Origin of the sequence: Pelosinus propionicus DSM 13327, assembly GCF_900114615.1 — a bacterium.
Lineage (GTDB): Bacteria > Bacillota > Negativicutes > DSM-13327 > DSM-13327 > Pelosinus > Pelosinus propionicus.
On record NZ_FOTS01000007.1, the window covers coordinates 1 to 22,524 of the forward strand.

The following is a 22,524-nucleotide window of genomic DNA, read 5'->3' on the forward strand; positions in this document are numbered from 1 at the left end:
AAATGTTACAATGTAAATGTTTTTGTATTCTTATTTTATACCGCCGCGAATATTATTAATAACTATGTTACAGGTTACTAAGTTATAGTTAAAATTTTGTAATAAAAAGGAACAGCCTAATTCAAGCAGCTGTTCCTTCTTTTTCAATGGGTCATAATTTTATCTAAATAAAAATATTCTTATAGTGATTCGTTTAGTGTAGAAACCAGTAAATGAGCGCAGACTACATTTGTTGCAACAGGTATATTATGTACATCACATATTCTAAGGAGGGCTGTGATATCTGGTTCATGGGGTTGGGCCGTAAGAGGATCTCTTAAAAAGATTACCAGATCAATTTCTTCACAGGCGATACGTGCTCCGATTTGTTGATCACCACCAAGCGGTCCGGATAGATACGTGGTGACATCGAGTCCAACAGATTCTTTAATTAGACGACCAGTAGTGGCAGTAGCGACTAAATGGTGTTTTGCTAGAATTTTTTGGTGTTTAACAACAAATTCCAACATGGTTTCTTTTTTACGATCATGAGCAATTAACGCAACAGTTTTCATGACAACACCTACCTCAATTATAGATAGATAAATTATAACATAATTATTGTTACTAGTATGTTAAAGTTAATAACATAATGTTATTTTTTATCCATTAGCTAATTGCTTCAGAAAGTTCCTTTTCGAATTGATCATAAGCAAGTTTCTTGCTTTTCATTGTCAAGGAAGCAAGATGCAAAGTTTAAAGATCATTAAACATATGATTGATTGGAGAAAGCAGGATGAACATTGTTTTATGGCGAATAGAAAATAGTAATGAACCTTTAATTTGCAAGGAGTGATTAAATGTGTTGCCATTTTTAATAATAGCATTCTTAGTAATTAATTTTTTATATTTCTTTATGGAAATGCCCGTATTAGCATTTGGTTTTACGGATTGGTCGAATGTGGTTATAGCCTGGGGAATATTATTTTTGTTTATTTCAGCGTTGATTTTGTTGAATAAATTTAGACTATTTATTGCTAAAACGGCTTGGGGGGAAGTATTAAAAAATTTATTTCCGCAGTTATTTCAGGAACGTCCACATGTTGTTGATATTGCTAACTATCAGAATCAAGGACAAAATTATAAGCGATATAGAATGCTTGGCTTTGTAGGGATTGTATTATTAGTCGTTGGTGTGAGTAATTTGCTGATTCTACCGATATTAACAAGCGCTCCAATGCTATATAGCAGTTCTTACAGAGGTTTGTTAGGGGAGGTAAAGGAAAGTTCGTTTACTTCTGATATTGAGCCGATAAACTTATCACAAATCCGAATTGTAGATGAGGAAACAGCTCGCAAGCTGGCTGAGAAAATCATTGGTGAAGTGCCTGCTTTAGGTAGTGAAGTGCAAATTGGAGAATTATCGCTGCAAAAGGTACGAGAAAAATTATATTATGTCGCACCCTTAGAACATCGCGGTATCTTTCAATGGTTGACGAATTATACTAAGGGAAGTAAAGGATTTGTGATGGTATCTGCGACAAATCCTCAAGATGTACACTTAGTGCAGTCAGTTAATGGCAAAGAGATATATTTAAAGTATCAAATGAAGGGGTTTCTATTTGATTATTTACCTAGATATGTATATTTCAATGGATTTTTTAATATTGGTATTTCAGATTTTTCCTTTGAAATAGATGATGATCTTAATCCATATTGGGTTGTAACATTATATAAAAATAAAGTAGGGTATCACGGTTCTGATGCAGTCGGTGCAGTGATTGTAAATGCTCAGACAGGTGAAATTAGCCGTCATACTATTGATGATCTGCCTCGCTGGATTGACAGAGTTCAGCCTGAGTCCTATGTATATAAGCAAGTTAAGGATTGGGGCGATTACATAAATGGTTTTTGGAATAGCGTATTCGCCAAAATGGGAACATTGAAGCCAACGGGAAATGAACTTCATCTCATTTATGGCAATGATGATAGTGTATATTGGTACACAGGGATTACATCATCGGGAAAAGATGGAAGTTCTGTAGGCTTCATTTTAATTAACTCGCGCACGAAAGAAGCAAAATGGTATAAGGTGTCTGGGGCTGATGAGGGCGGAGCTAAAAAATCTGCAGAAGGTCAGGTACAGGAGAAATCCTATCGTGCCGGATATCCTATTTTATATAATATTGGTGGTGTGCCAACTTATATTGCTCCATTAAAAGATAAAGAAGGATTATTAAAAGCTGTATCTTTTATCTCAGTAGAAAATTACAACTTGGTTGGAGTTGGAGCCGACATTGAAAGCGGTTTGCGTGCTTACCAGCAAGTGTTGGCTAGCAAGGGAAATCAATTTGTTCCGAGTCAGGAAAATAAAGCCTTGAAATTGCAAGGTAAAATCAGCCGTGTTTCTCAAGTCGTCAAAGGTGGGGAATCCTATTTTTACTTTATGATTGAGGGAGATAATCGTATTTTTGTAGGGAGTTCGAATACGTCACCGAAAATTCCTTTAGTCAAGGTTGGAGATATTATATCCGTAACAGCCAATGATACGAAAGAAAGTACATTAAGCATTACTGATTTTAAAGGAGAGAGCTATTAAATAAACAAGTCATCCTGCTACAAAAAGTAGAAGGATGACTTGTCTTTTATATGGTAGATAAATTATAGTAGTATTAAAGAGAGATACTATAAAAGAATAAATCAGTATCTTTTATAGGAGGTTTTACTATGAATTTTGATTTTGAGAAGTACTCGACAAAATATACAGATAAAAAACTATTTGAGAAACTAAAAAAATTTTCCCTGAAGGCTGGCAAAAAATTAGTATATGTTGTTTTACTTTTATATTATACGTTACAAAAAGATAATGTTCCGAAAAAGGTGAAGGCGGTTATTATTGGAGCACTAGGGTATTTTATTTCTCCTTTTGATGTGATCACTGATTTTTTACCTATTATAGGATATACTGATGATTTTGGTGCGTTAATGATGGCGTTAGCAGTAGTTGCAATTTATATTGATAAAGAGACGAAATCCCGAGCAAAATCCCGATTGGAGTCTTGGTTTGGTGAGGTAGATGAAAGTGAATTGGAAGAGGTTAATTCTAAATTATGAGCGCTAATAAATATAAGGCAACTTGTATCTTGGGGATTGTCTCTTGCGGATTTTTAGTAAGCTATCCTTTTTCTCAGACTTTCTTTGGAGGGCTTTTAGCAAGAGGCTTTGGAGCTGCAATGATAGGAGGTCTAGCGGATTGGTTTGCTGTGTCTGCCTTATACCGTCGCCCCTTAGGCATACCTTTCCGTACCGCGATAATTTCTCGAAATCGGGAAAGAATCTTTCAGGCTTTAATTGATATGGTAGAGAATGAAATATTAATAAAAGAGAATATAAAGAAGAACTTAGATCAATATGATTTAACGGAAACGTTGTTATATTTTATAAATGAGAGTAGCAGTAAGCAAGATGTGAAAAAAATGCTCTATCGCTTTTGGCAGGACTTTGCTTATCAAGTGAATCCGGAGGATTTAGAAGTATTAATTCAAGATTTTGTAGAAAATAATATAGAAAATATTAAAATCCTTCCTTATGCGATTCCTGTAGCTCAATGGTTTATGGAGCACGAATATGATGATCAAATACTCGATTTTATCATTGAACAATGCATCCTTGCTGCGCAAAATGAAAAGTTTGTTCATTTACTGACAAACGTTTTTTCTGCTGTAACTAAAAAATATGAGCATGGCATGAATAGGCGAAAATTATTTAACTTGCTGATGGATTTATCCCCTAAACAATTGGCCAAGGCAGCTCAGCATGGATTGGTCAGTATATTATTTGAAATGAAATCTCCCCAGCATCCTTTTAGGTTAGACGGGAAGGAAAAATTACATCAGTTTATTGACAGAATGCGAAATGATGCTGATTTTGGGGAACGGATCGAGTCATGGCTCCAGCTCAATATAATTTATAAATTTAAACTAGGAGAAAAAATCGCAGGGTCTATGGTGGCTGTATTTCATAAAGTGATTCGTGATAATAGACTGGCAGTTAGAGGGATGGATTCTCTCATGGCACAGTTTGAGATTATGCTGGCGGATTTCTCTAAAAATAAGGAAGATCGGGTAAAAACTGATTTGTATCTTAAAAGTGCTTTAGGGGAATGGCTAGATCGCAATCACGATGAAATTGGAAGAATTGTAAAAGAGAGCCTGAATGACTTCACCAATGAGAAATTAATAAATTTCATTGATAGCAAGATGGGTAATGATTTGCAAATGATCCGTATTAATGGTTCATTCGTTGGCGGTTTGGTAGGAATGGCACTATATATATTGACCTATTGGTTATAAATGCAGGTGAGAGAAATGAATAATAAAAGCATAGCAAATCAAGTCTTATTATTGGTATTTTTACTATTTTTATTGTCTGCATGGCTTAGACACTGCTATAAAGATATATTGGCTGTAGAAATGCTCTTCTCTGTAATGGAGGCGGCATTGGTAGGTGGGATTGCCGATTGGTTTGCAATTACTGCACTATTTAAAAAACCGTTAGGTTTCCCCTGGCATACAGCATTAATTCCCAGGCACCGTGAAAAAGTAATTCGATCCATTAGGAATATCATTGACCAAGATTTACTTACGATACAATCGATTAAAAAAAGAGTAGAGAGTACTTGTTTTGTCACGTTGCTGATTGGTTTTGTAGACAATGAGAGAGGAAGAGAGTTCATTAGAAAATCGCTGGAGCGATTCTGTAGAGATATGATCAATAAACTTGATATTAGGGATTTAGTGAACCATATGGATAGTTTTATTAGAAAAGAAATAAAAAACATTGATCTTATTTCACAAATGGACAATGTTGTCAGATGGTTATTAGAAAATGACCGTACTCGAGTTTTAACAATGTACATTGTAGAAGAACTTATCATCCAGCTAGATAAAAATGAGGCAAAAGGTAATATTTATCAATATTTAGAAGAAATGACACAGGCAAAGAATCGGTCACCCTTAGAAAGAGCTGTTATTTGGTTAGGTGAGCAGACTAATAGTGTAAGCCTTTCTGATGCTACGGATGCCTTTTATGCAGAGATTCTGGCAATTTTGCAAGAGATAAAGAATCCTGATCATATTATACATAATAAAATTCATGAATTTTTAACAGCAATAGCTGAAGCATCTGAAAAGAATTATACTTGGTTAGAGCAAGTGGAGAATTGGAAAATGGCATTGGCGACAGACCTAGAATTAGGTGATGCAGTAATTCCTATAACGGAGTATTTTCTAAAGACAACGAATCCTCAGTTCAGTTCTCAGCTCATGGATTGGATATACATTCAATTGGATCACTATTGGATGTTCTTTAAGGGAAATATTGAGCTGCAAGAATGGTTAGAAGTTCGCATTAAACAGATGATAGATGAGCTTATCGAAAAAGAACATTATATCATTGGTGAAATTGTTCAAAGTGTTTTAGGGGAATTTAACAATGATAAGTTGAATCGTTTTGTCGAAGATAAAGCAGGGAATGATTTACAATGGATTCGTATTAATGGTTCTATAGTAGGTGGCATAGTTGGCTTACTGATGTTTTTCTTCTTACATTATGTTTATGATCCCTATGTCGTTCCCATTATCCAAAGTTGGTTTTAAGGAAAATGATGAAAGAGCGTTTTGTAATTGCAATACTGATCATTATGGTAGTCATATTAGAAATCATTGATGAAGTCGCAAAAAGAATCACCTCTCTATACACGAGAAGGTGATTCTTTTTATAATACAATCAATAAAACTCTATTTTAAGAGTTTGGTCATATACTAATAGAAGGTTGCTGGAAAGTTATTTTATTAATAACAAGGGAGTGGTTAAGGTGAAGGTTGGTTTAGTAGGGATTGGACGTATGGGACGAGTATTGGCAGGATTGTTAGCGGGTCAGGTAGATTTAGTTATCTTTGATCGAAATATAGAGAAGATGGAAAAAGCAGCAGAAGAACTTAGTGTTTCTACTGTTAGTTCATTAGGAGAGATGGCGGAATTGGGAATTGTAATTTTGGCTCTCCCTGATTCGGAAGTCGTGAGTAGTATTAAAGTATTTAATACTATAGGAAAAAACGTAACTGTGATTAATATCGCGACGAATGTGAGCCAAGATATGCTAAACAGTATAGCGGATTCCCATGTAAAGTGTATTTGTGCTAAGTTTATTGGTCATGCAGGTGAGATTGCATTAGGACATTCTCCAGTCATTATTGTCAATCAGTTTCCTGTAGAGATAGTTGGGCAGACTGTGGAAATCTTTCAATTAGCTGGACAGGTAATCGTTGGCAAGGCAGATTTAGTGTATACCATTAATACGATAGCTGCTCAGAAAGCAATTGAAGCGGGCGTGACTATTGAGGAGATCTTAAAGAAAAAAGGGATTTCAGATCCAGGGATTATAAAAAGTGCTGTCGGGCAAGTTGCCGCTGGAGTGATGAAATCCTATGCTAATGGCACCCTGGGACCTTTTGCCAGGGAAATCGTACAATCTGTGAAAAATAAAAGCGAGACACAAAGCTTATAAGTTTAGTGGGTGAAAAGATAGGAAATAGTATGAACCACAAAGACGCAATGCCGCTGCAGCGGCATTGCGTCTTTGTGGTTCGATTTTTTAAAAATCTGTACCTGTTGAAAAATATAATTCTGTATATTTCAAAGAGGTCTATTTTGTTTTATAATTGCATTAGAATTTAGAAGTCCTCAAAAAATAGACGATCCTAGGACTAAAAATAAAAACAAATACAGGAGGCATAACAATATGCAGCAAGGAACTTTTCGTGTAAAGACTGGGCTGGCAGAGATGCTTAAAGGTGGAGTGATTATGGATGTGACTACGCCTGAACAGGCCAAAATTGCTGAGGAAGCCGGAGCTTGTGCTGTAATGGCATTAGAACGTGTTCCAGCAGATATTCGCGCCGCAGGCGGAGTTGCCCGAATGGCTGATCCTACGATTGTCTTGAAGATCATGGAGGCTGTTACTATTCCGGTTATGGCTAAAGGACGAATTGGACATTTTGTAGAAGCGCAGATCATAGAGTCGTTAGGAGTTGATTATATTGATGAAAGTGAAGTGCTAACCCCTGCCGATGATAAATATCATATTGATAAGCATCAGTTTACAGTTCCCTTTGTATGTGGTGCTAAGAATCTTGGTGAAGCACTCCGCCGTATTGGTGAAGGGGCAGCAATGATTCGTACCAAAGGAGAACCAGGAACGGGTAATGTAGTCGAAGCAGTAAAGCATATTCGTATGGTTATGAGTGAAATTCGCCAGTTGCAGAACCTGCCGAATGAAGAAGTATCTGCCTTTGCCAAAAATATTGCAGCTCCGTTAGAACTTGTTATGGAAGTAAAAAAACTAGGACGCCTGCCAGTTGTTAATTTTGCCGCAGGAGGAATTGCGACACCTGCTGATGCAGCTCTGATGATGCAACTAGGCTGCGATGGCATTTTTGTTGGTTCAGGAGTCTTTAAGTCAGGTGATCCTGTAAAAAGAGCAAAGGCAATTGTAACAGCTACTACCTATTACAATGATCCTAAGATCTTGGCTGAAATTTCCTGCAATCTTGGAGAGGCTATGGTGGGGATTGAGATTTCTGCAATAGCAGATCATGAGCGAATGCAGGATCGTGGCTGGTAAGCAAGATAGAAGGCAGGGGTTATGATGAAGATCGGAGTATTAGCATTGCAAGGCGCTTTTAGAGAACACTGCTGGATGCTGGAAGGCTGTGGAGTAACAGCAGTAGAGATTCGCAGGTCAGAGGAATTAGACAAGGTTAATGGTTTAATCATACCTGGGGGAGAAAGTACCGCCATTGGCAAGTTAATGGTACAGTGGGGATTGATGGATACGATTAAATCCAAAGTGAAGCAAGGTATGGCGGTATTTGGAACTTGCGCAGGTATGATTTTGCTGGCAGAGAACATTATAGAAAGCGATCAGCCTCGCTTAGGACTTATGGATATTGTTGTTGTTCGTAATGCTTTTGGCCGTCAACGTGAGAGCTTTGAAAGGGATATAACAGTGTCTGAACTTGGAGCAGAATCTTTAAAAGCTATTTTTATTCGTGCACCTTATATAGAAAGGGCAGGACGGAATGTAGAAATTATGGCAAGGGTAGAAGAGAAAATTGTTTTTGCTAGGCAAAATAATATCTTGGTCACTGCATTTCATCCTGAATTGACTATTGATAAGCGAGTCCACAAATACTTTATTGAAATGAGTAGAAAAGCTTGATGGCAAAAAAATGATTGAGCATGTTTGGCTGCTCAATTATTTTTTTGCCATCAACCATTCTAAAAATAAATATAAATTCAATCAATTTCAGAAGGGAATAGCAAAACATTACAGAATAATACAAGATAGAAATTTATATTGAAAAATTAGGAAGAATTTTGACATAATTAGTAAAACTATCGAATTTATAAGGATGAACAAGTACTACTATAGGATGGTGGCTATTATGGACATAGGCAATTCAAAGCCCAGTTTGGGATTAGTTATTTCTTTAGCAGGGAGCTTGCTGACACTGCCTTTAAATAAAAAATATCATATTGCTTTTGGTATTCTGCTTACTGCTTGGTCGGGGATACATTCTTGGCAGCATCGCAAAAGCTTAAGGAAGAATATATCCAAGGAGGTGAACAATGTGAGAGGGTTATTTACTGGTTGCGCTAATTTTTTAAACCAGAAAACGGCTGTCTCATTTTTATCTCAGAATGTTGAAGTACTGCATTATGTACCAGGCAGGGTACGGCTTTATTCAAATCAGCTAATCAACAATCCTGACAATGTGCAGCAGGTGGAAAGTTATTTGAATTCTATTTCTGAAATTCAGACATTTTCCATTAATCCAGGGACGGGTTCTGTTCTGATTCAGTATTCGCCGAATGATGTGGAAGGAAATCCATTGCTGACAGAAGTTGAAAAATTGGTGGTTAGGCAGTACAGGAGGAGATAAGAGGATGAGTTATTTAACCGGATTGGCTCTAGGAATTTCTGCAGGAAAGCAAGTCGGAAAATTATATCGCAGTAAGGGGTTCCAGTTGGTGCACAAAAGTCGCGGGCGGCGTCGTTATTATCATGAAGAATTGGTTCATAATGCTGAATTCGCTGAAAAACTGGAGCAGCAGCTAGCAGGTGCTTCTATTTTGCATTGTTTTGCCATTAATCAGGTAACAGGAACTCTATTACTAGAATATACATGCCAAGATGAGCAAATGGATAGGATTATCAGCTACTTAGATGATATCGCACAGCGTCCTAGCCCTACTAGCTCTTATGGAAAAATCGGCAGTGATATTCGTCGTGGTTTTAGTAGTATGAATAAAAAAATTAAGAAAAATACAGGTTTAACTTTTGATCTGCGTACACTAGTATCTTTATGGCTAATGGCTTGGGGTGTCAACAAAATGTGGACGTTAGGGCAGCGTCCTTCTGGGCCGCAAATGCTTTGGTGGTCCTATTCACTACTGAAAGGACGAGACTCATGACGTATCAATATAGTATATTTTCTGTTCCAGCTGGGATGAGTGTACAACAAAAAGCAATGCTGGAGATACAGGTTCGGAAGCTGTCAGGAGTCGTTAGTGCTTATGTTGATGATAAGGGGGGCATGACAGTACGATCTTGTGGTGTTCCTTCCAAAAAGAGTATTGGACGCTTGATTCAAGACGCCACATTTTATTCAAAAAAGATGGTGAATGCTGCAGGCTTGAGAAAAAAAGAAAAGCATTCTGAGGTAAATGAATACAGGCGTGATGCGATTACTGCAGGACTGGGGTTAGTTGGTCTTCAGTTACTGCGCATGTATTCTCCTATGGCTTTTAATGGCATATATATTGCTAGAAGTGCCTTTACCTTATTTGTCGCTCGGAATTTTATCAGCAATGGTATTAAAGGACTAATAAAAGATCGGCAGCCAAATGCGGATACACTTACTGCTACCGCGGTTCTGGCATCGGTTATATCTGGCAAACCGGAGTCAAGTTTAACTTTGTTGATGCTGGCCAATGCAGCAGAAATGCTGACAACTTATACTGCAGAGAAAGCTCGCAATCATATTTCAGATATGCTGCGTTTGGATCAGCCTCATGCTTGGAAGATCGAAGAGGATGGACACGAAAGAAGAGTATCTGTTGAGAGTTTAAAACCCGGAGATCACATTGGAGTACACTTGGGTGAAAAGATCTGTGTTGATGGCAGGGTAAAAGATGGTGTAGCAGCGGTTGATCAATCATCCATTACCGGTGAATACATTCCTGTAGAAAAATCCAGAGGGGCTTATGTATATGCGGGAACAGTAGTCAAAAATGGGTTTTTAGAAATTATCGTAGAAAAAGTGGGAGATGCCACGGCTCTTGCTCGTATTGTCCATATGGTGGAAGAAGCGCAGTCCAGACGTGCACCCGTGCAGAATTTTGCTGATCAAATGGCAACTAAGCTAGTTCCTATTTCCTTTATAGCAGCTGGCTTAGTATATGGATTGACTAAGGATTGGCAGCGGGTACTGAATATATTATTTATTGATTATTCCTGCGGCTTAAAATTATCTACTGCCACTGCGATTTCAGCGGCGATTGGACATGCTGCTAAACGAGGAGTGTTGATTAAGGGCGGGAATTATGTAGAATCATTAGGCAGCATTGATACTATCGTTTTGGATAAAACAGGCACCATTACTGTTGGTACTCCTAAAGTAATGTTAGTAGAACCAGCTCCAGGAATACAGGAGAAAGAGCTAGTATTATTAGCAGCTGCTGCGGAATATCATTCTGCACATCCTTTAGCCTCAGCCATATTAGACTACGTAGGAGAGCAAGGATGGGAGGTTCCGCCTCATCTTACGACAGAGACGATTGTAGCCAAGGGGATTCAGGCAAATGTGCCTGATTATGAGAAAATCATTGGTGGTGAAATTCTAGTTGGCAGCATTCCTTTTATGCGTGAGAATCATGTAGAATGTCAATCGGCAGTTGAGCGAGGAGAGACTTATTCTGATTGTGGCTATAACGTGGTATATGTAGCTCGTGATGGCATTTTGTTAGGGATGCTGGTTATTAATGATCCTATCAGACCCAATATGAAAAGGACAATTAATCGTTTACGGCGCATTGGCATTGACGAGATTGTAATGCTTACAGGTGACAGTAAGAATGTAGCACAGCATGTAGCTGCAACATTGGATATTGATTCCTATCATGCCGAAGTGCTGCCTGCGGATAAAGCTCTATTAGTATCAAAATTGCAAAGAGGTTCCCAAGTCATGATGATTGGTGATGGTATTAATGATGCTCCGGCGTTAGCTTTTGCTGATGTAGGTGTAGCTATGGGCGGGCGGCGTACGGATATTGCAGTTGAATCAGCGGCAATGACGATTAATTCAGATGAACCTTTAATTATTCCCGAAATGATTGATTTAGGTCGGAATACAATGAAAATTGTGCAGCAAAATTTTACTACGACAATTGCTGTCAATACAGCAGCAATGCTGCTGGGAGCTATCGGAAGAACGAGTCCTATGGTTTCGGCTCTTATCCATAATGCTGCAACAATTGGAGTGGTGTTAAATAGCGCACGCATTTTACTAATGGAGAAGAAAAAATGAGAAGCAGAGCATATGAGGTTGTTCATGTACTTCCAGGAAGAGTGAGAATTGTAATAGCATCTTCGTTGTCAGCTGGATTTGCTAGTCATTTATCGCGATTAGAAGCAAGCCGCGCCATTCATAAAGTAATTTGGAATCCAATTACTCGCTCGGTCGTTGTTGAATATGCGGCTGCCAACCTAGAGTTATCAGAAGTAGTACTCGTATTTGATCAAATCTTTGCTGAAATGGGATACAAAGTTGGCGGACAAAACTGCAGCAATGATTTGTTCTGGTCGCTTTTGGCTGGAGGGGCGATTGCTTTGGCTTTTGCTTTGCGAAGAGTTACACCCAATAGCGGAGCGGCCAGTATGCTGGAAACAGCTGCCTTTGGCATTACAGCATATTCTGTAGTAACTCACTGCGGTGGACAAAATAGCTCTTCTAAAGCCCTGCATTTAGATAGTATTGCAGGGTTGGTAAGTGTGTTAAATCTTGGTTCCAATCGAGCATTTGCAGGTCTATTCATGACTTGGTTGTTTAATTTTATGGAAATTATCGGTTGGACTCCTTTGAAAAACCGTCAAGGAAGTGGAACATCATCTTTTCGCTGTGGCTTAACGAATTATTAAAAGGAAATATTGAAAGGAGGTGAATGATAAATGTTTGCTAGAACTGATTTTTGGATTGGCTTAGCAGTTGGTGTAGTGGCAGGCGCATTTGGTTATAAATTAATGGAAGAGCATTCCCAAAAATGTATTTCAACATTGCAGCCTCCAGTAGCTCAAGGAGTGGCCGAGGTTCCTGTGGATGAGTTAATGAGACAAAAAGAGCGTTTGGAAGATTTGATTGCTGAGCGACAAAGCATTGGTGCATAACAGTTATTATGAGAGGGCTGTCTCAAATGAAAATTTGAGACAGCCCTCAAAATATTCTTTGAAAAGAAGCCGAAAGAACAGATTGCTATTAGTTTGGCTGTGAGGTGAAAATAAGATGGTAATCTTTCAAATTCTAAGAAAATAGTGTAATATGAAATAGGAAGATTAGGGCTTTTGCTGATCATATGAATGGAATTTGGCATAAGCTTTTATAATAATAAAGTGTGTTTAGCTAGGAGAAAATAAGATGGAAAAATTGATACGGCTGGCAATCGTTGGACCTGCTGATTCTGCAGCCATTGCCTATGAAGTCGCTTTGGAACGAAGAGATTATTTAGTGCCAATGGTATTGGCCTATGAGGATGCTTCAGAAGTTGCTGATATTTTGGCGCAGAATATGAACGAATTTGATATGTGGCTATTTTCTGGGATTGTTCCTTATCAGCGTGCCGTAGCTGTTAATAGCAATCAGCCATTATTTTATATTCCACATACTGGATCCAGTTTATACAGAGCGTTGCTTGAGATTCTCCATACGCAAAAAATTGTAATGGAAAGTATTAGCTTTGATACCTTTAGTGAAAAAGAAATTGTAGAAACATTTAAGGATACTGCATTGCCGCTGCCGCGAATTTATGCCAATCAATATAAAGGTGTTGTTACAGCCAAGGAAGTCACCGAATGGCATTATGCATTATGGAAGAACGGAAAAACGGATGTTGCAATCACTTGTTTTTTGGCAACGTATAAAAACTTGCAAAAACTAGGAGTGCCTGTAGTACGGATATGGCCAACTCGCTGCAATATCAGGACAACATTAGAGTTTGCCATTAAATCATTTGAGGCCCAGCGAGTCAAAGGCAGTCAATTAGCTGTACAGCATATCGTAATTGATGATTATGGGGATATTGTGAGAGCTAGCTCAAGCTATAATGTAAAGAAAGTTGAGCTGAAGCTGTATGAAATACTAGTCAATTATGCGCATCAATTGCAGGGATCGGTCATTATGCGAGGAGATGGCCAATTTACACTTTATTCCACCCGAGGCATTCTTACTGAGTTTACTGATGAGTTTACCGTAATGCCAATTTTGGACGAGATAACACGTAATGTAAACGCTAAGGTAAGTGGAGGGATTGGATTTGGGCTAACCGCATATGCTGCTGAAGAAAATTCTTTTGCCGCATTGGGGTTGGGAGCGGGTAAGGGGCACTGGATGGTAGTGACTGATGAACATACCGTCATTGGGCCTCTTAGTTCTAGAGTTCACCTGAAGTATTCGATCCGCACCAATGATCATGGATTGCGACAGCTTGCCGATACGTTAAACATTAGCATAACTACTGTAAATAGGCTTATGGCGATTATTGATAAACTTGAACAGAATAATCTTGCCGCCGACGATCTGGCTATGTATCTAAATATTACAGCGCGCAGCGCCAGACGGATGCTGTCTAATCTTGTAGATAAAGGGTTTGCCAAAATAGAAGGGGAAGAATTAGTTGGCAAGGGGCGTCCGCGTAAAATATATAAAGTTTTACTTAAAGAATTAGTGCAGTCGATAAAATAAAACAGAATTAAGTTGATAAAAAGTTTTTATCAACTTAATTCTGTTTTATTTTAGGAAATTTCTTTTAATAGACCATAATGTATGATAAGATAATATCGTAATCATAAAATTGACTTGTATGTCAAGAGAGGATGGTTGTCCTATGGAAAATGAAAGCGGTTTACCCGCGCTTGGTCAACAGCTGGTCAAATGGCGACGAAATTTTCACCAATTTCCGGAAGTAAGCAGAAAGGAAAAACGGACAGCTTGGATGATTGTCGAAGCGTTAAAGGAGATGGGAATTGAAGCAGAGACGTTTAGTGATCATTATGGGGTTTGCGCTGTCATCAAGGGGAGCAAGCCGGGGCCAGTAGTGGCTTTTCGTGCTGATATGGATGCTTTGCCGGTTGCTGAAACAAATCAAGTCCCATATCGATCAGTTAATGACGGTGTAATGCATGCGTGTGGACATGACGGACATATGTCTATTATTTTGGGAGTGGCTAAAATGTTCTTCAATGTGAAGGAAACACTGACAGGTACAGTTAAAGTCATTTTCCAGCCTGCGGAAGAGGATGCTCCGCGTGGCGGTGCTGATTTAATGCTAAATGAAGGAATTCTGGCTGATGCTGATGTTATCTTTGGCATGCACTTATGGCCGGATCTTCCCTGCGGACGGATTGGTATACGCAAGGGGCCGCAAATGGCAGCTTCTGATCGATTGACAATTAAAGTTTTTGGACATGGAGCTCATGCAGGTCAGCCACAGCACGGAGTCGATGCAATTACCATTGCTGCGGATGTGATACAAGGAATAGGGCATATTTTAACTCGTCAGCTTGATCCGTTGGAAACGGCAACTGTTTCTATCGGCTCTATTCAAGGTGGTGAGAGATACAATGTCATAGCCAGAGAGGTCACTCTGTATGGAACTGCCCGTACACTTGGCGAAGAAGTTCGTAAGGAGCTTCCAGTAAAAATTGAAAGAATGTTGAAAGGAATCGCCTCCAGCCAGGGGGGGGATTATGATCTGTCTTATCAATTTGGCTATCCTGTGCTCAAGAATTGGGAGGAACCAACTAATTTGGTTGTTGCCGCTGCACGGACAGTTGTGGGATATACGGGAGTCGATACACAAATCAAGCCAGTATTGGCATCGGAAGACTTCGCAAAATATCTAACTCAGACTCCTGGGGCTTTTTTCTGGCTCGGTTGTGGGAGAGCAGATCAAGAAGCCTGTGTGCTTCACAGTTCTGATTTTGATATTGATGAAGATGCGTTGCTGATTGGGGTTCGCGTTATGTATCAAACAGGATTGGCTGCACTTGAACATTATCGCAGGATTTCAAATTAGGGAAATTTCCTTAAGTGAATCATATTTCCATTAGTTGGTCTTATATGTTGCTGTTATGTAAATCTTATTTTACAGAGGGGGATGAAACATCAATGAAACAAATGGCTACTCAACCGAATATAAAAGAGTCATCAGGCGGATTTTTGAAAAAACTCGAAATATTAGGCAATAAATTGCCGAATCCAGCAGTTCTGTTCCTATATCTAATTGGGGTTCTTGCAATTATTTCAGCAATTTTCTCATCTATGAATGTAACAGCTATTCATCCAGCAACTCATAAAGTCATTCAGATTCAAAATCTACTTAGTAGAGAAGGTCTACACTGGATTATGAGTTCAATGATTATTAACTATATTAATTTCCCTCCACTTGGTATGATCATGGTATTAACTTTGGGGATTGGGCTGGCAGAAAAAGTTGGTTTGATGGATTGTGTGATCAAGTCATCAATTCATTCTATTCCGAAAAGCTGTGTAACGGCAGCTATTGTTTTTATCAGCTTAATGAGCCATATTGCATCTGATGCGGCAATTGTTGTTGTGCCGCCTATTGCGGCAATGCTTTTTTATTCATTAGGCAGGCATCCGTTTGCTGGGTTTGCAGCTTCTCTAGCAGCTATTTATTCCGGGTTCACAGCCAATATTTTGATTGTTACGACTGATGTCCTGTTATCTGGAATCACGACACAGGCAGCGCAGATTGTTGATCCTAAGATCGTAGTTACAGCTATCGATAATTGGTATTTTATGTGTTTCTCGGTATTTTATCTAACATTAATTACGACGATTATCACAGAGAAGTTTGTCGAACCTCGTTTGGGCAAGTATACTGGTGTTGTTAAAGAAATTTCATTGGAAAGACCGACAACTCAGCAAATGGAAGCTCTTAAAGCCACGGGGTACGCGGCAGCGGCTTTTATCATAGTCCTTTTGCTTATGGTTGTGCCGGAAGGAGCTATTTTACGTAATCCTCAAACTGGTGCAATCTTAGGGTCTCCCTTGATGAAAGGTATTGTGCCACTTCTTTTCTTGTTTTTACTTACGCTGGGGTTAACCTTCGGGATTAAATCAGATTCAATTACGAGTGCTGATGATGTAATCAAGAAGATGAGTGAGGCAATGAAAGGACTTTCTGGCTTTATGGTTATGGCTTTCGCCATTGCTCAGTTTATTGCAGCATTTACCTGGACGAATATGGCTACATTAATTGCAACAAGTGGTGCTGATTTTCTAAAGAGTATTGATATGACAGGGTTGCCGGCATTTATCTGTTTTATGTTATTTGCTCAGTTTTTGGGGCTGTTTACTGCAAGTGGATCAGCTGTATGGGCACTGCTTTCACCTGTATTTGTTCCAATGTTCATGTTACTTGGCTATCATCCCGCCTTTATTCAAATGGCTTTTCGTGCAGGTGACGGTTCTCTCAATACCGTTGGAATTGTTAATCCATTTCTTCCATTGTTTTTGGAAGGGCTCGGAAAATATCAAAAGAATGTTGGTATAGGGACGTACTTATCGTTGATGCTGCCTTACGCAGTGTCGTTTCTTGTGATGTGGTACTTGCTCTTTAGTTTCTGGTATTTTATGGGCTGGCCTTCCGGTCCAGGGGTTACGCAGCGCTTATAGATGAGAAGTAGTGGATAATATAAAGCCCAAAGACGAAAAAAAGGGGTCTGTCTTAGATTTGAGACAGACCCCTTGTATTTTTTAACTTTCTGTATGTATCGCAATGGCGGTAGCGATAGCAGCACCAATACCTGAGCCATCTTTTGTAAGTCTGCTAATAAATTTCTTCTTTGTTCCAAGTGTTTCATCCAATGTATTCTGAATGGTTTTAGCATAATTGGGAGATTTCTCGTATAGGGAGCCGTCGATGGCAATAGTATGATTTTGAGAAGAATCTGGATCAATGTGATGCAAAATTCCGATATAAGTAGCCGCGACTAAGCGGGCAGAGCGAATCGATACAAGAGAGGCAATCTTTTTTAAGGCTTGGCGATCTTCAAGAGTGGAGTTTGTAATTCCTAGCTGATTTTCAAAAAAGGATGCAATTTGTTCTTTCTTATCACCGTCATCTTCCAATAGGAGTGAAATATGAGCACCCTGTAAGATATAGGGGGTAGTTAGGATTTTTTTTGCAGAGGTGCTTTGTGCCAGTAATCCACTGTCAAATAAACTGCATGCAATGATTCGCACTAACTCGCCAATGTAGTGACCAGAGACCATTTTTTCTAATCGTTGTTCGCCGGGCTTCTCACTTTGTTGATCCAATAGCGCATCATAAGTGGTAAAGGGTAATTGATCGAAATTACCTGATTCTAGGTTGATAATCATTGGACTTTTGGTGTTAGGTGCGCAAGGTTCAATATAAGCCGTATTGTGCCCCGTGCCGCAAATCGAACCAATGTCCGTGTAGGGGTCTTCATAGGCTGAAGCAAGTAGGGTGCCAACGGTATCATTAATGATGGCTTTAGGTATTACATTATGAAGATTCTGTCTGTCTAAGGCTGAGCGCAGTAAGGTTGTAATGTCTTCACCTTCCACACCTGTTGTTTCAATTTCTTTTGTCCAATGTATTAATGTTCCAGTATTAAGTCCTCTTTGGTCTGTAGGGAAGGAAAAAGTATGTCCTAAGGGGTATATCTCATCGGGTTTTACAAGAGGGGAAATTTGCTGAGCAATAAAATCAAATAAGTGATTCGCAGTAGAGTGTTTTGAGATATGATTGTATTGTTCTGCTTCTTGTTTAAGTGGACTTCCTGCTCGTGCATGTACCCGATATTGTCCTTCTCCGAGCAATTCCGTTAATAAAACTCTTACATTGGTTCCTCCGAAATCTAAAGCCAGAAAAATTCCTGTTTCTTTTCGAGAAGGTTTGTTTAAAAAAGAGGGTAACATTTTTAATGAACTAGGTGCTTTGCGTAGCCCATTTTCCATAGCTTGTTGAAATTTAGCAGCGATGTCACAAATTTGCTCAGGGGAAATAGTGAGTTGTGTGGCTAGCTCATGTAGCTGAGTTAACAACTTGCTCATACAGTAAACCTCCAGTAAAAAATCGATTCGCCATGTCTATGATAGCGTTTATGGAAATTATATCATAAACATGTGAAATTTAACTGACTTTTTACGCAATTATCTCAGAAAAGTTAAATATATACAATTAAATTAAAGTTTGCATATCCATTGCTTGCTGGCGTAAGTTGGTTTTTAGAATTTTTCCCGTCGAACTTTTAGGCAGAATGTCTACGATGATAAACTCCTTAGGGATTTTGTAAGAAGCAAGTTTTTTTTGCAGATAGGATTTAACGGATTTCTTGTCGATAATGAATCCTTCATTGGCTGTAAGATAGGCTTGGACTAAAGTACCATGCTGTTTATTGGGAATTCCGATGACAGCAGCTTCGGCAATTGCAGGATAGGCATATAGAAGTTCTTCAATTTCCCGTGGATAGATATTTTCTCCGTTAATTACAATCATATCTTTTAATCGGTCTACAATAAAAAGATAGCCTTCCTGATCCATATAGGCTATATCTCCTGTGTGGAGCCAGCCATTTTGAAGGACTTTAGAGGTTTCTTCTGGTAAGCGATAATAGCCGTACATTACGTTAGGTCCGCGGACTATTAGTTCACCTGCTTCGCCTAAGGGAAGGGGTTGATTATCCGAATTCACAATCTTTACTTCAATACCCGGTAATGGTTTGCCTATAGAGCAGTATTTTACCTTATGGATTGGATTTAAAGAGACAATGGGCGATGCTTCTGATAGCCCATAGCCTTCTACTACTGGCTTGCCGATTTTCTTTATAAATTGCTCAGAAATTTCTTGCGGCAGGGAAGAACCGCCTGAAACAAAGAGCTTAACATGAAAGAAGTCTTCTTTTTGTGCCCTTTGGGCAAGCAGACGAAACATATTGGGAATACCAAAAATTACGGTTAAGGCATTGTCCTTTATGGCTGTAATGGTTTCTCGAATGGAGAAATTATCTAAAATTAAGATTGACGATCCGTTTAATAAGGGGGTCAATACGGCAGCCGTCCAGGCAAAGCAATGATACATGGGTAAAACACAAAGAATTCGATCCACATGCTGATAGGTGAATACTTTTGAAAAAGCCTGGGCATTGCTAACCAGATTTTTATGAGTAAGCATCGCACCTTTCGGGTTTCCTGTTGTTCCAGAAGTATAGATGATTGTGCAAACTTCATTTTCATCAAAAGCTTGAGGCATTGAGAGGACAGGAAAGGATTGCTGAGAGATGGCATGAGAAATATCAGTGATGAGTAACTGGCTTACTTCTTCTTGATAGCCATATTGAGCGAGTTCCATATTTAAATCAAGTATCGTCATGGTAATTAATTTTTTTATATTGGCATTAAATAAAATATATGCAATTTCACGGGGAACAAATTGAAAATTAAGAGGTACAATGACTGCTCCTAAGCTGGTGATTGCTAAATAGCTATAAATAAATTCAACACAATTCTTAGAACACAGGCCTACATTTTCTCCTGGTCGTATACCTTGCTGAAAAAAGAAATTTCGATAGTTTGCGACTGTATTGGATAATTCACCGTAGGTAACTGGCTTTTCTCCTAAAAATACTATGTGGTTATGATGGATGAGGTCTTGTTGGATTATTTCATGTACAAGCATAGCTGCCTCCTTACTAAATAGTGTTGGATGGAGTCGATTTTAGACTTATCACTCTTTATGGTAGCGTAAATTCTTCTAATGGTAAAGTCTAGGGAAAGAACCGTCACTAATGCCTGATGATGAAGTAGGCAAGCAGAAAAAGGAAGTGTTAAACTATTGTAAATATATTGCTATATTTGTCAACTGGCGCAGGTAAAAAGATAAAAATATAGAATGAATAAAGTAATATAGCTTATTTAATTTAATCATAAAATTTATGCTGGTGGTGAGACGATGAAAAAAATTCGAGTACTAATAGTTGATGATTCTCCATTTAGTCAGAGATTAATAAAAGATGCTTTAAAAGAATCAAAATATGAGGTATGCGGTTGTGCTGGTACGGGCAGAGATGGTATACATCAATACCGAGAACTACAGCCTGATTTGGTAACAATGGATTTGACATTGCCTGACATGGATGGGTTGGAGTGCTGCCGTGAATTGTTAACGATTGACCCGGCAAGTAAAATCATCGTAGTAAGTGCCATGAAGGATGAAGCTATTATCAATCGGGGGACGGCGATTGGCGTAAAAGCCTTTTTTCAGAAGCCAGTAAAGTCAGAGGATCTCCTTGCTGGTTTGGAAAGGATTATTACACAACAGGGCAATGCGGCAGATCAGCAGCATTTCTTGAAATATTTCATTGCAGCCTTTACAAAAAATATTATAGACATGACGGGAATGGAGGTTCTTTCCGTAGATCATAGTATGAATCAGGCTCTAGTATCTCATGGATTAGGTGTGATCATTGGCATCACAGGAAGCCAGCAAGGACGGATTATGCTGGATGTATCTATGGATGTGGCGCAACAGTTCACTAAGAAGTTATTAGGAAATGCTGTAGTAACAGATGAGGATGTATTTAATAGTATTTCTGAATTTACTAATATTATTGCAGGGCATAGTATTTCTGAGATTAATAATGTATTAAAAGCAAAAGAATTTGAGATTCGTCTTACACCGCCGAGCATTATAATTGGTGAATCAATTGCTATTATTAATCCTAAAATGACTTCAAATACAGTCACAGCAAGGACTGCCATTGGTTCATTGCATATGAATGTCGGGTTTGTAGGAGGGAAATAATCTTGGATGTAAAAATGATTAATCCATTTATTGATGCAATTATGAATATTATGCCGCAATTAGGCTTTCAAAATGTTGTCAAGGGAAAACTTTCAGTAGGGGAGCAGTTCGTTGAGAGTAAGGGAATTACTGTATTGGTAGGATTAACAGATCAGCTGCGAGGTAATATCGCGTATAATTTTACAGAAGTAACGGCCATGTCTATTGCATCTAAAATGATGATGGGGATGCCTGTAGCAACTTTAGATGACTTGGCACAAAGTGCAATTTCTGAGTTAACGAATATGGTTACAGGAAATGCTGCAACTCATTTTGAAAAAGATGGATTACGAGTGGATATTTCCCCTCCTAGCTTAGTGGTGGGAGAAAAGTTCAAACTGAAAGTAAGCAGCGCAAAGTTCTTAGTAGTGGAAATGATTGCTGACTCATTAGTAATTGAATTAAATATTGGCATAGAATAATGTACAATTCAATTACAGGCTACATCCCAAGATATTCTGATTTCTTATGAAATAGTGAATAAAAACTTATGATTAGCTGATTGAAAAAAAGGCGTAAGAGTGTTGCTCTGCTAATAAGAGCGGAGACCTTAGGCCTTTTTATTTTAAATATAGTAAGTTTGAGAAATAGGAAGGTGACAGTTATGTATGAAATTATATTATTTGATTTAGATGGGACCTTAACAGATCCTAAAGTTGGTATTACCTTATCCATTCAATATGCATTAGAGAAAATGGGAATTAAAGAAGAAGATCCAGATGTGCTGACTCCTTTTATCGGACCGCCTTTGTTAGAATCCTTTAAGGAGATTTATCACATGAGTGATCAAGAGGCGGCCCAGGCCATTGCATATTATCGGGAGCGTTTCTCAGTGACGGGATTATATGAAAACAAAGTATACGGAGGCATGGAGGAGCTATTAGATAGTTTGAAGAAGCAAGGGAGAAAACTAATTGTAGCAACATCAAAGCCTACTGAGTTTTCAGTGAAGATTTTAGAACACTTTGGTTTAAAACAATACTTTGCTGTCATTGTGGGAAGTAATTTTGATGGAACAAGGACTGAGAAAAGCGATGTGATCCAATTTGCTCTAGCAGGTGAGAATGATACTGATTTAAGTAAAGTGGTAATGATTGGAGACCGGAAGTATGATGTCGATGGCGCTAAGAAAAATCATATTGATGTGATTGCAGTTTCGTATGGGTATGGCAGTCAAGAAGAGTTGGCGGCTGCTGATCCTAATTATATCGTCTCATCGGTTGCAGAACTTACTAGTCTCTTAGGAAAATTGTAGTCTGCCTGGAATGATGCTAAAGTAACGCGATCTAAAATGAATGAATATAATGCCCTAAA

Annotated in this window: 21 protein-coding genes; 18 read left to right on the forward strand and 3 right to left on the reverse strand. The window is 38.6% G+C overall.

The window, feature by feature from the left end; genetic code table 11:
- Positions 1 to 179: 179 nt before the first annotated feature.
- Entirely contained in the window at positions 180 to 554 is a 375-nt protein-coding gene (locus BMZ99_RS04850) for a methylglyoxal synthase (protein WP_090933502.1), read from the reverse strand.
- A gap of 287 nt (positions 555 to 841) precedes the next feature.
- Here BMZ99_RS04850 and BMZ99_RS04855 point away from each other — a divergent pair, with 287 nt between their 5' ends.
- From BMZ99_RS04855 to BMZ99_RS04925, 15 genes are all read left to right on the forward strand, one after another.
- Entirely contained in the window at positions 842 to 2,578 is a 1,737-nt protein-coding gene (locus BMZ99_RS04855) for a hypothetical protein (protein ID WP_090933504.1), read from the forward strand.
- A 128-nt stretch (positions 2,579 to 2,706) separates the two neighbouring features.
- Positions 2,707 to 3,093: a YkvA family protein gene (locus tag BMZ99_RS04860; protein ID WP_090933506.1), complete on the forward strand. Its 387-nt coding sequence runs from the start codon at positions 2,707 to 2,709 to the stop codon at positions 3,091 to 3,093.
- Entirely contained in the window at positions 3,090 to 4,331 is a 1,242-nt protein-coding gene (locus BMZ99_RS04865) for a DUF445 domain-containing protein (RefSeq protein WP_090933508.1), read from the forward strand. The genes BMZ99_RS04860 and BMZ99_RS04865 overlap by 4 nt, the downstream gene beginning before the upstream one ends.
- 15 nt (positions 4,332 to 4,346) lie before the next feature.
- Positions 4,347 to 5,636, forward strand: coding sequence for a DUF445 domain-containing protein (locus tag BMZ99_RS04870; protein ID WP_090933510.1), 1,290 nt, complete (start codon positions 4,347 to 4,349; stop codon positions 5,634 to 5,636).
- 218 nt (positions 5,637 to 5,854) lie between these two features.
- Positions 5,855 to 6,547, forward strand: a complete 693-nt coding sequence (locus BMZ99_RS04875) for an NAD(P)-binding domain-containing protein (RefSeq protein ID WP_090933512.1) — start codon at positions 5,855 to 5,857, stop codon at positions 6,545 to 6,547.
- Between the two features lie 234 nt (positions 6,548 to 6,781).
- The gene (gene pdxS / locus BMZ99_RS04880; protein WP_090933514.1) at positions 6,782 to 7,663 is read left to right on the forward strand and encodes a pyridoxal 5'-phosphate synthase lyase subunit PdxS; all 882 of its coding nucleotides are present in this window, start codon (positions 6,782 to 6,784) and stop codon (positions 7,661 to 7,663) included.
- Between the two features lie 21 nt (positions 7,664 to 7,684).
- Positions 7,685 to 8,260 carry a pyridoxal 5'-phosphate synthase glutaminase subunit PdxT gene (pdxT, locus tag BMZ99_RS04885; protein ID WP_245754824.1) on the forward strand — a complete coding sequence of 192 codons (576 nt, stop codon included), beginning with the start codon at positions 7,685 to 7,687 and terminating at the stop codon, positions 8,258 to 8,260.
- Positions 8,261 to 8,486: 226 nt separating this feature from the next.
- Positions 8,487 to 8,984, forward strand: coding sequence for an HMA2 domain-containing protein (locus tag BMZ99_RS04890; RefSeq protein WP_175490479.1), 498 nt, complete (start codon positions 8,487 to 8,489; stop codon positions 8,982 to 8,984).
- 4 nt (positions 8,985 to 8,988) lie between these two features.
- Positions 8,989 to 9,516 (forward strand): HMA2 domain-containing protein, encoded by a 528-nt coding sequence (locus BMZ99_RS04895; RefSeq protein ID WP_090933518.1) that lies wholly within the window; start codon positions 8,989 to 8,991, stop codon positions 9,514 to 9,516.
- The gene (locus BMZ99_RS04900) at positions 9,513 to 11,630 is read left to right on the forward strand and encodes a heavy metal translocating P-type ATPase (protein WP_090933520.1); all 2,118 of its coding nucleotides are present in this window, start codon (positions 9,513 to 9,515) and stop codon (positions 11,628 to 11,630) included. Before BMZ99_RS04895 ends, BMZ99_RS04900 begins: the two co-directional genes overlap by 4 nt.
- A complete protein-coding gene (locus tag BMZ99_RS04905) occupies positions 11,627 to 12,241 on the forward strand; it encodes a hypothetical protein (protein ID WP_090933522.1) in 615 nt (204 codons plus the stop codon). Before BMZ99_RS04900 ends, BMZ99_RS04905 begins: the two co-directional genes overlap by 4 nt.
- A gap of 30 nt (positions 12,242 to 12,271) precedes the next feature.
- Positions 12,272 to 12,487 carry a hypothetical protein gene (locus tag BMZ99_RS04910; protein ID WP_007937929.1) on the forward strand — a complete coding sequence of 72 codons (216 nt, stop codon included), beginning with the start codon at positions 12,272 to 12,274 and terminating at the stop codon, positions 12,485 to 12,487.
- Between the two features lie 247 nt (positions 12,488 to 12,734).
- On the forward strand, positions 12,735 to 14,057 hold the full coding sequence (locus BMZ99_RS04915; RefSeq protein ID WP_090933524.1) for a helix-turn-helix domain-containing protein: 1,323 nt from the start codon (positions 12,735 to 12,737) through the stop codon (positions 14,055 to 14,057).
- Between the two features lie 142 nt (positions 14,058 to 14,199).
- The gene (locus BMZ99_RS04920; protein ID WP_090933526.1) at positions 14,200 to 15,390 is read left to right on the forward strand and encodes a M20 metallopeptidase family protein; all 1,191 of its coding nucleotides are present in this window, start codon (positions 14,200 to 14,202) and stop codon (positions 15,388 to 15,390) included.
- A 92-nt stretch (positions 15,391 to 15,482) separates the two neighbouring features.
- Positions 15,483 to 17,015, forward strand: coding sequence for an AbgT family transporter (locus BMZ99_RS04925; protein ID WP_090933528.1), 1,533 nt, complete (start codon positions 15,483 to 15,485; stop codon positions 17,013 to 17,015).
- Positions 17,016 to 17,096: 81 nt separating this feature from the next.
- On the opposite strand, the gene BMZ99_RS04930 is transcribed toward BMZ99_RS04925, so the two are convergent.
- Both BMZ99_RS04930 and BMZ99_RS04935 read right to left on the reverse strand, forming a co-directional pair.
- Complete coding sequence (locus BMZ99_RS04930) at positions 17,097 to 18,422, reverse strand: hexokinase family protein (protein ID WP_090933530.1); 1,326 nt, start codon at positions 18,420 to 18,422, stop codon at positions 17,097 to 17,099.
- Positions 18,423 to 18,549: 127 nt separating this feature from the next.
- Positions 18,550 to 20,046, reverse strand: a complete 1,497-nt coding sequence (locus BMZ99_RS04935) for an AMP-binding protein (RefSeq protein ID WP_090933532.1) — start codon at positions 20,044 to 20,046, stop codon at positions 18,550 to 18,552.
- Positions 20,047 to 20,319: 273 nt separating this feature from the next.
- On the opposite strand from BMZ99_RS04935, the gene BMZ99_RS04940 reads away from it, so the two are divergent.
- From BMZ99_RS04940 to BMZ99_RS04950, 3 genes are all read left to right on the forward strand, one after another.
- A complete protein-coding gene (locus tag BMZ99_RS04940; RefSeq protein WP_090933534.1) occupies positions 20,320 to 21,171 on the forward strand; it encodes a response regulator in 852 nt (283 codons plus the stop codon).
- Between the two features lie 2 nt (positions 21,172 to 21,173).
- Positions 21,174 to 21,632: a chemotaxis protein CheX gene (locus BMZ99_RS04945; RefSeq protein ID WP_090933536.1), complete on the forward strand. Its 459-nt coding sequence runs from the start codon at positions 21,174 to 21,176 to the stop codon at positions 21,630 to 21,632.
- A gap of 182 nt (positions 21,633 to 21,814) precedes the next feature.
- Positions 21,815 to 22,465 (forward strand): HAD family hydrolase, encoded by a 651-nt coding sequence (locus tag BMZ99_RS04950; RefSeq protein ID WP_090933538.1) that lies wholly within the window; start codon positions 21,815 to 21,817, stop codon positions 22,463 to 22,465.
- The last annotated feature ends 59 nt before the right edge of the window (positions 22,466 to 22,524 follow it).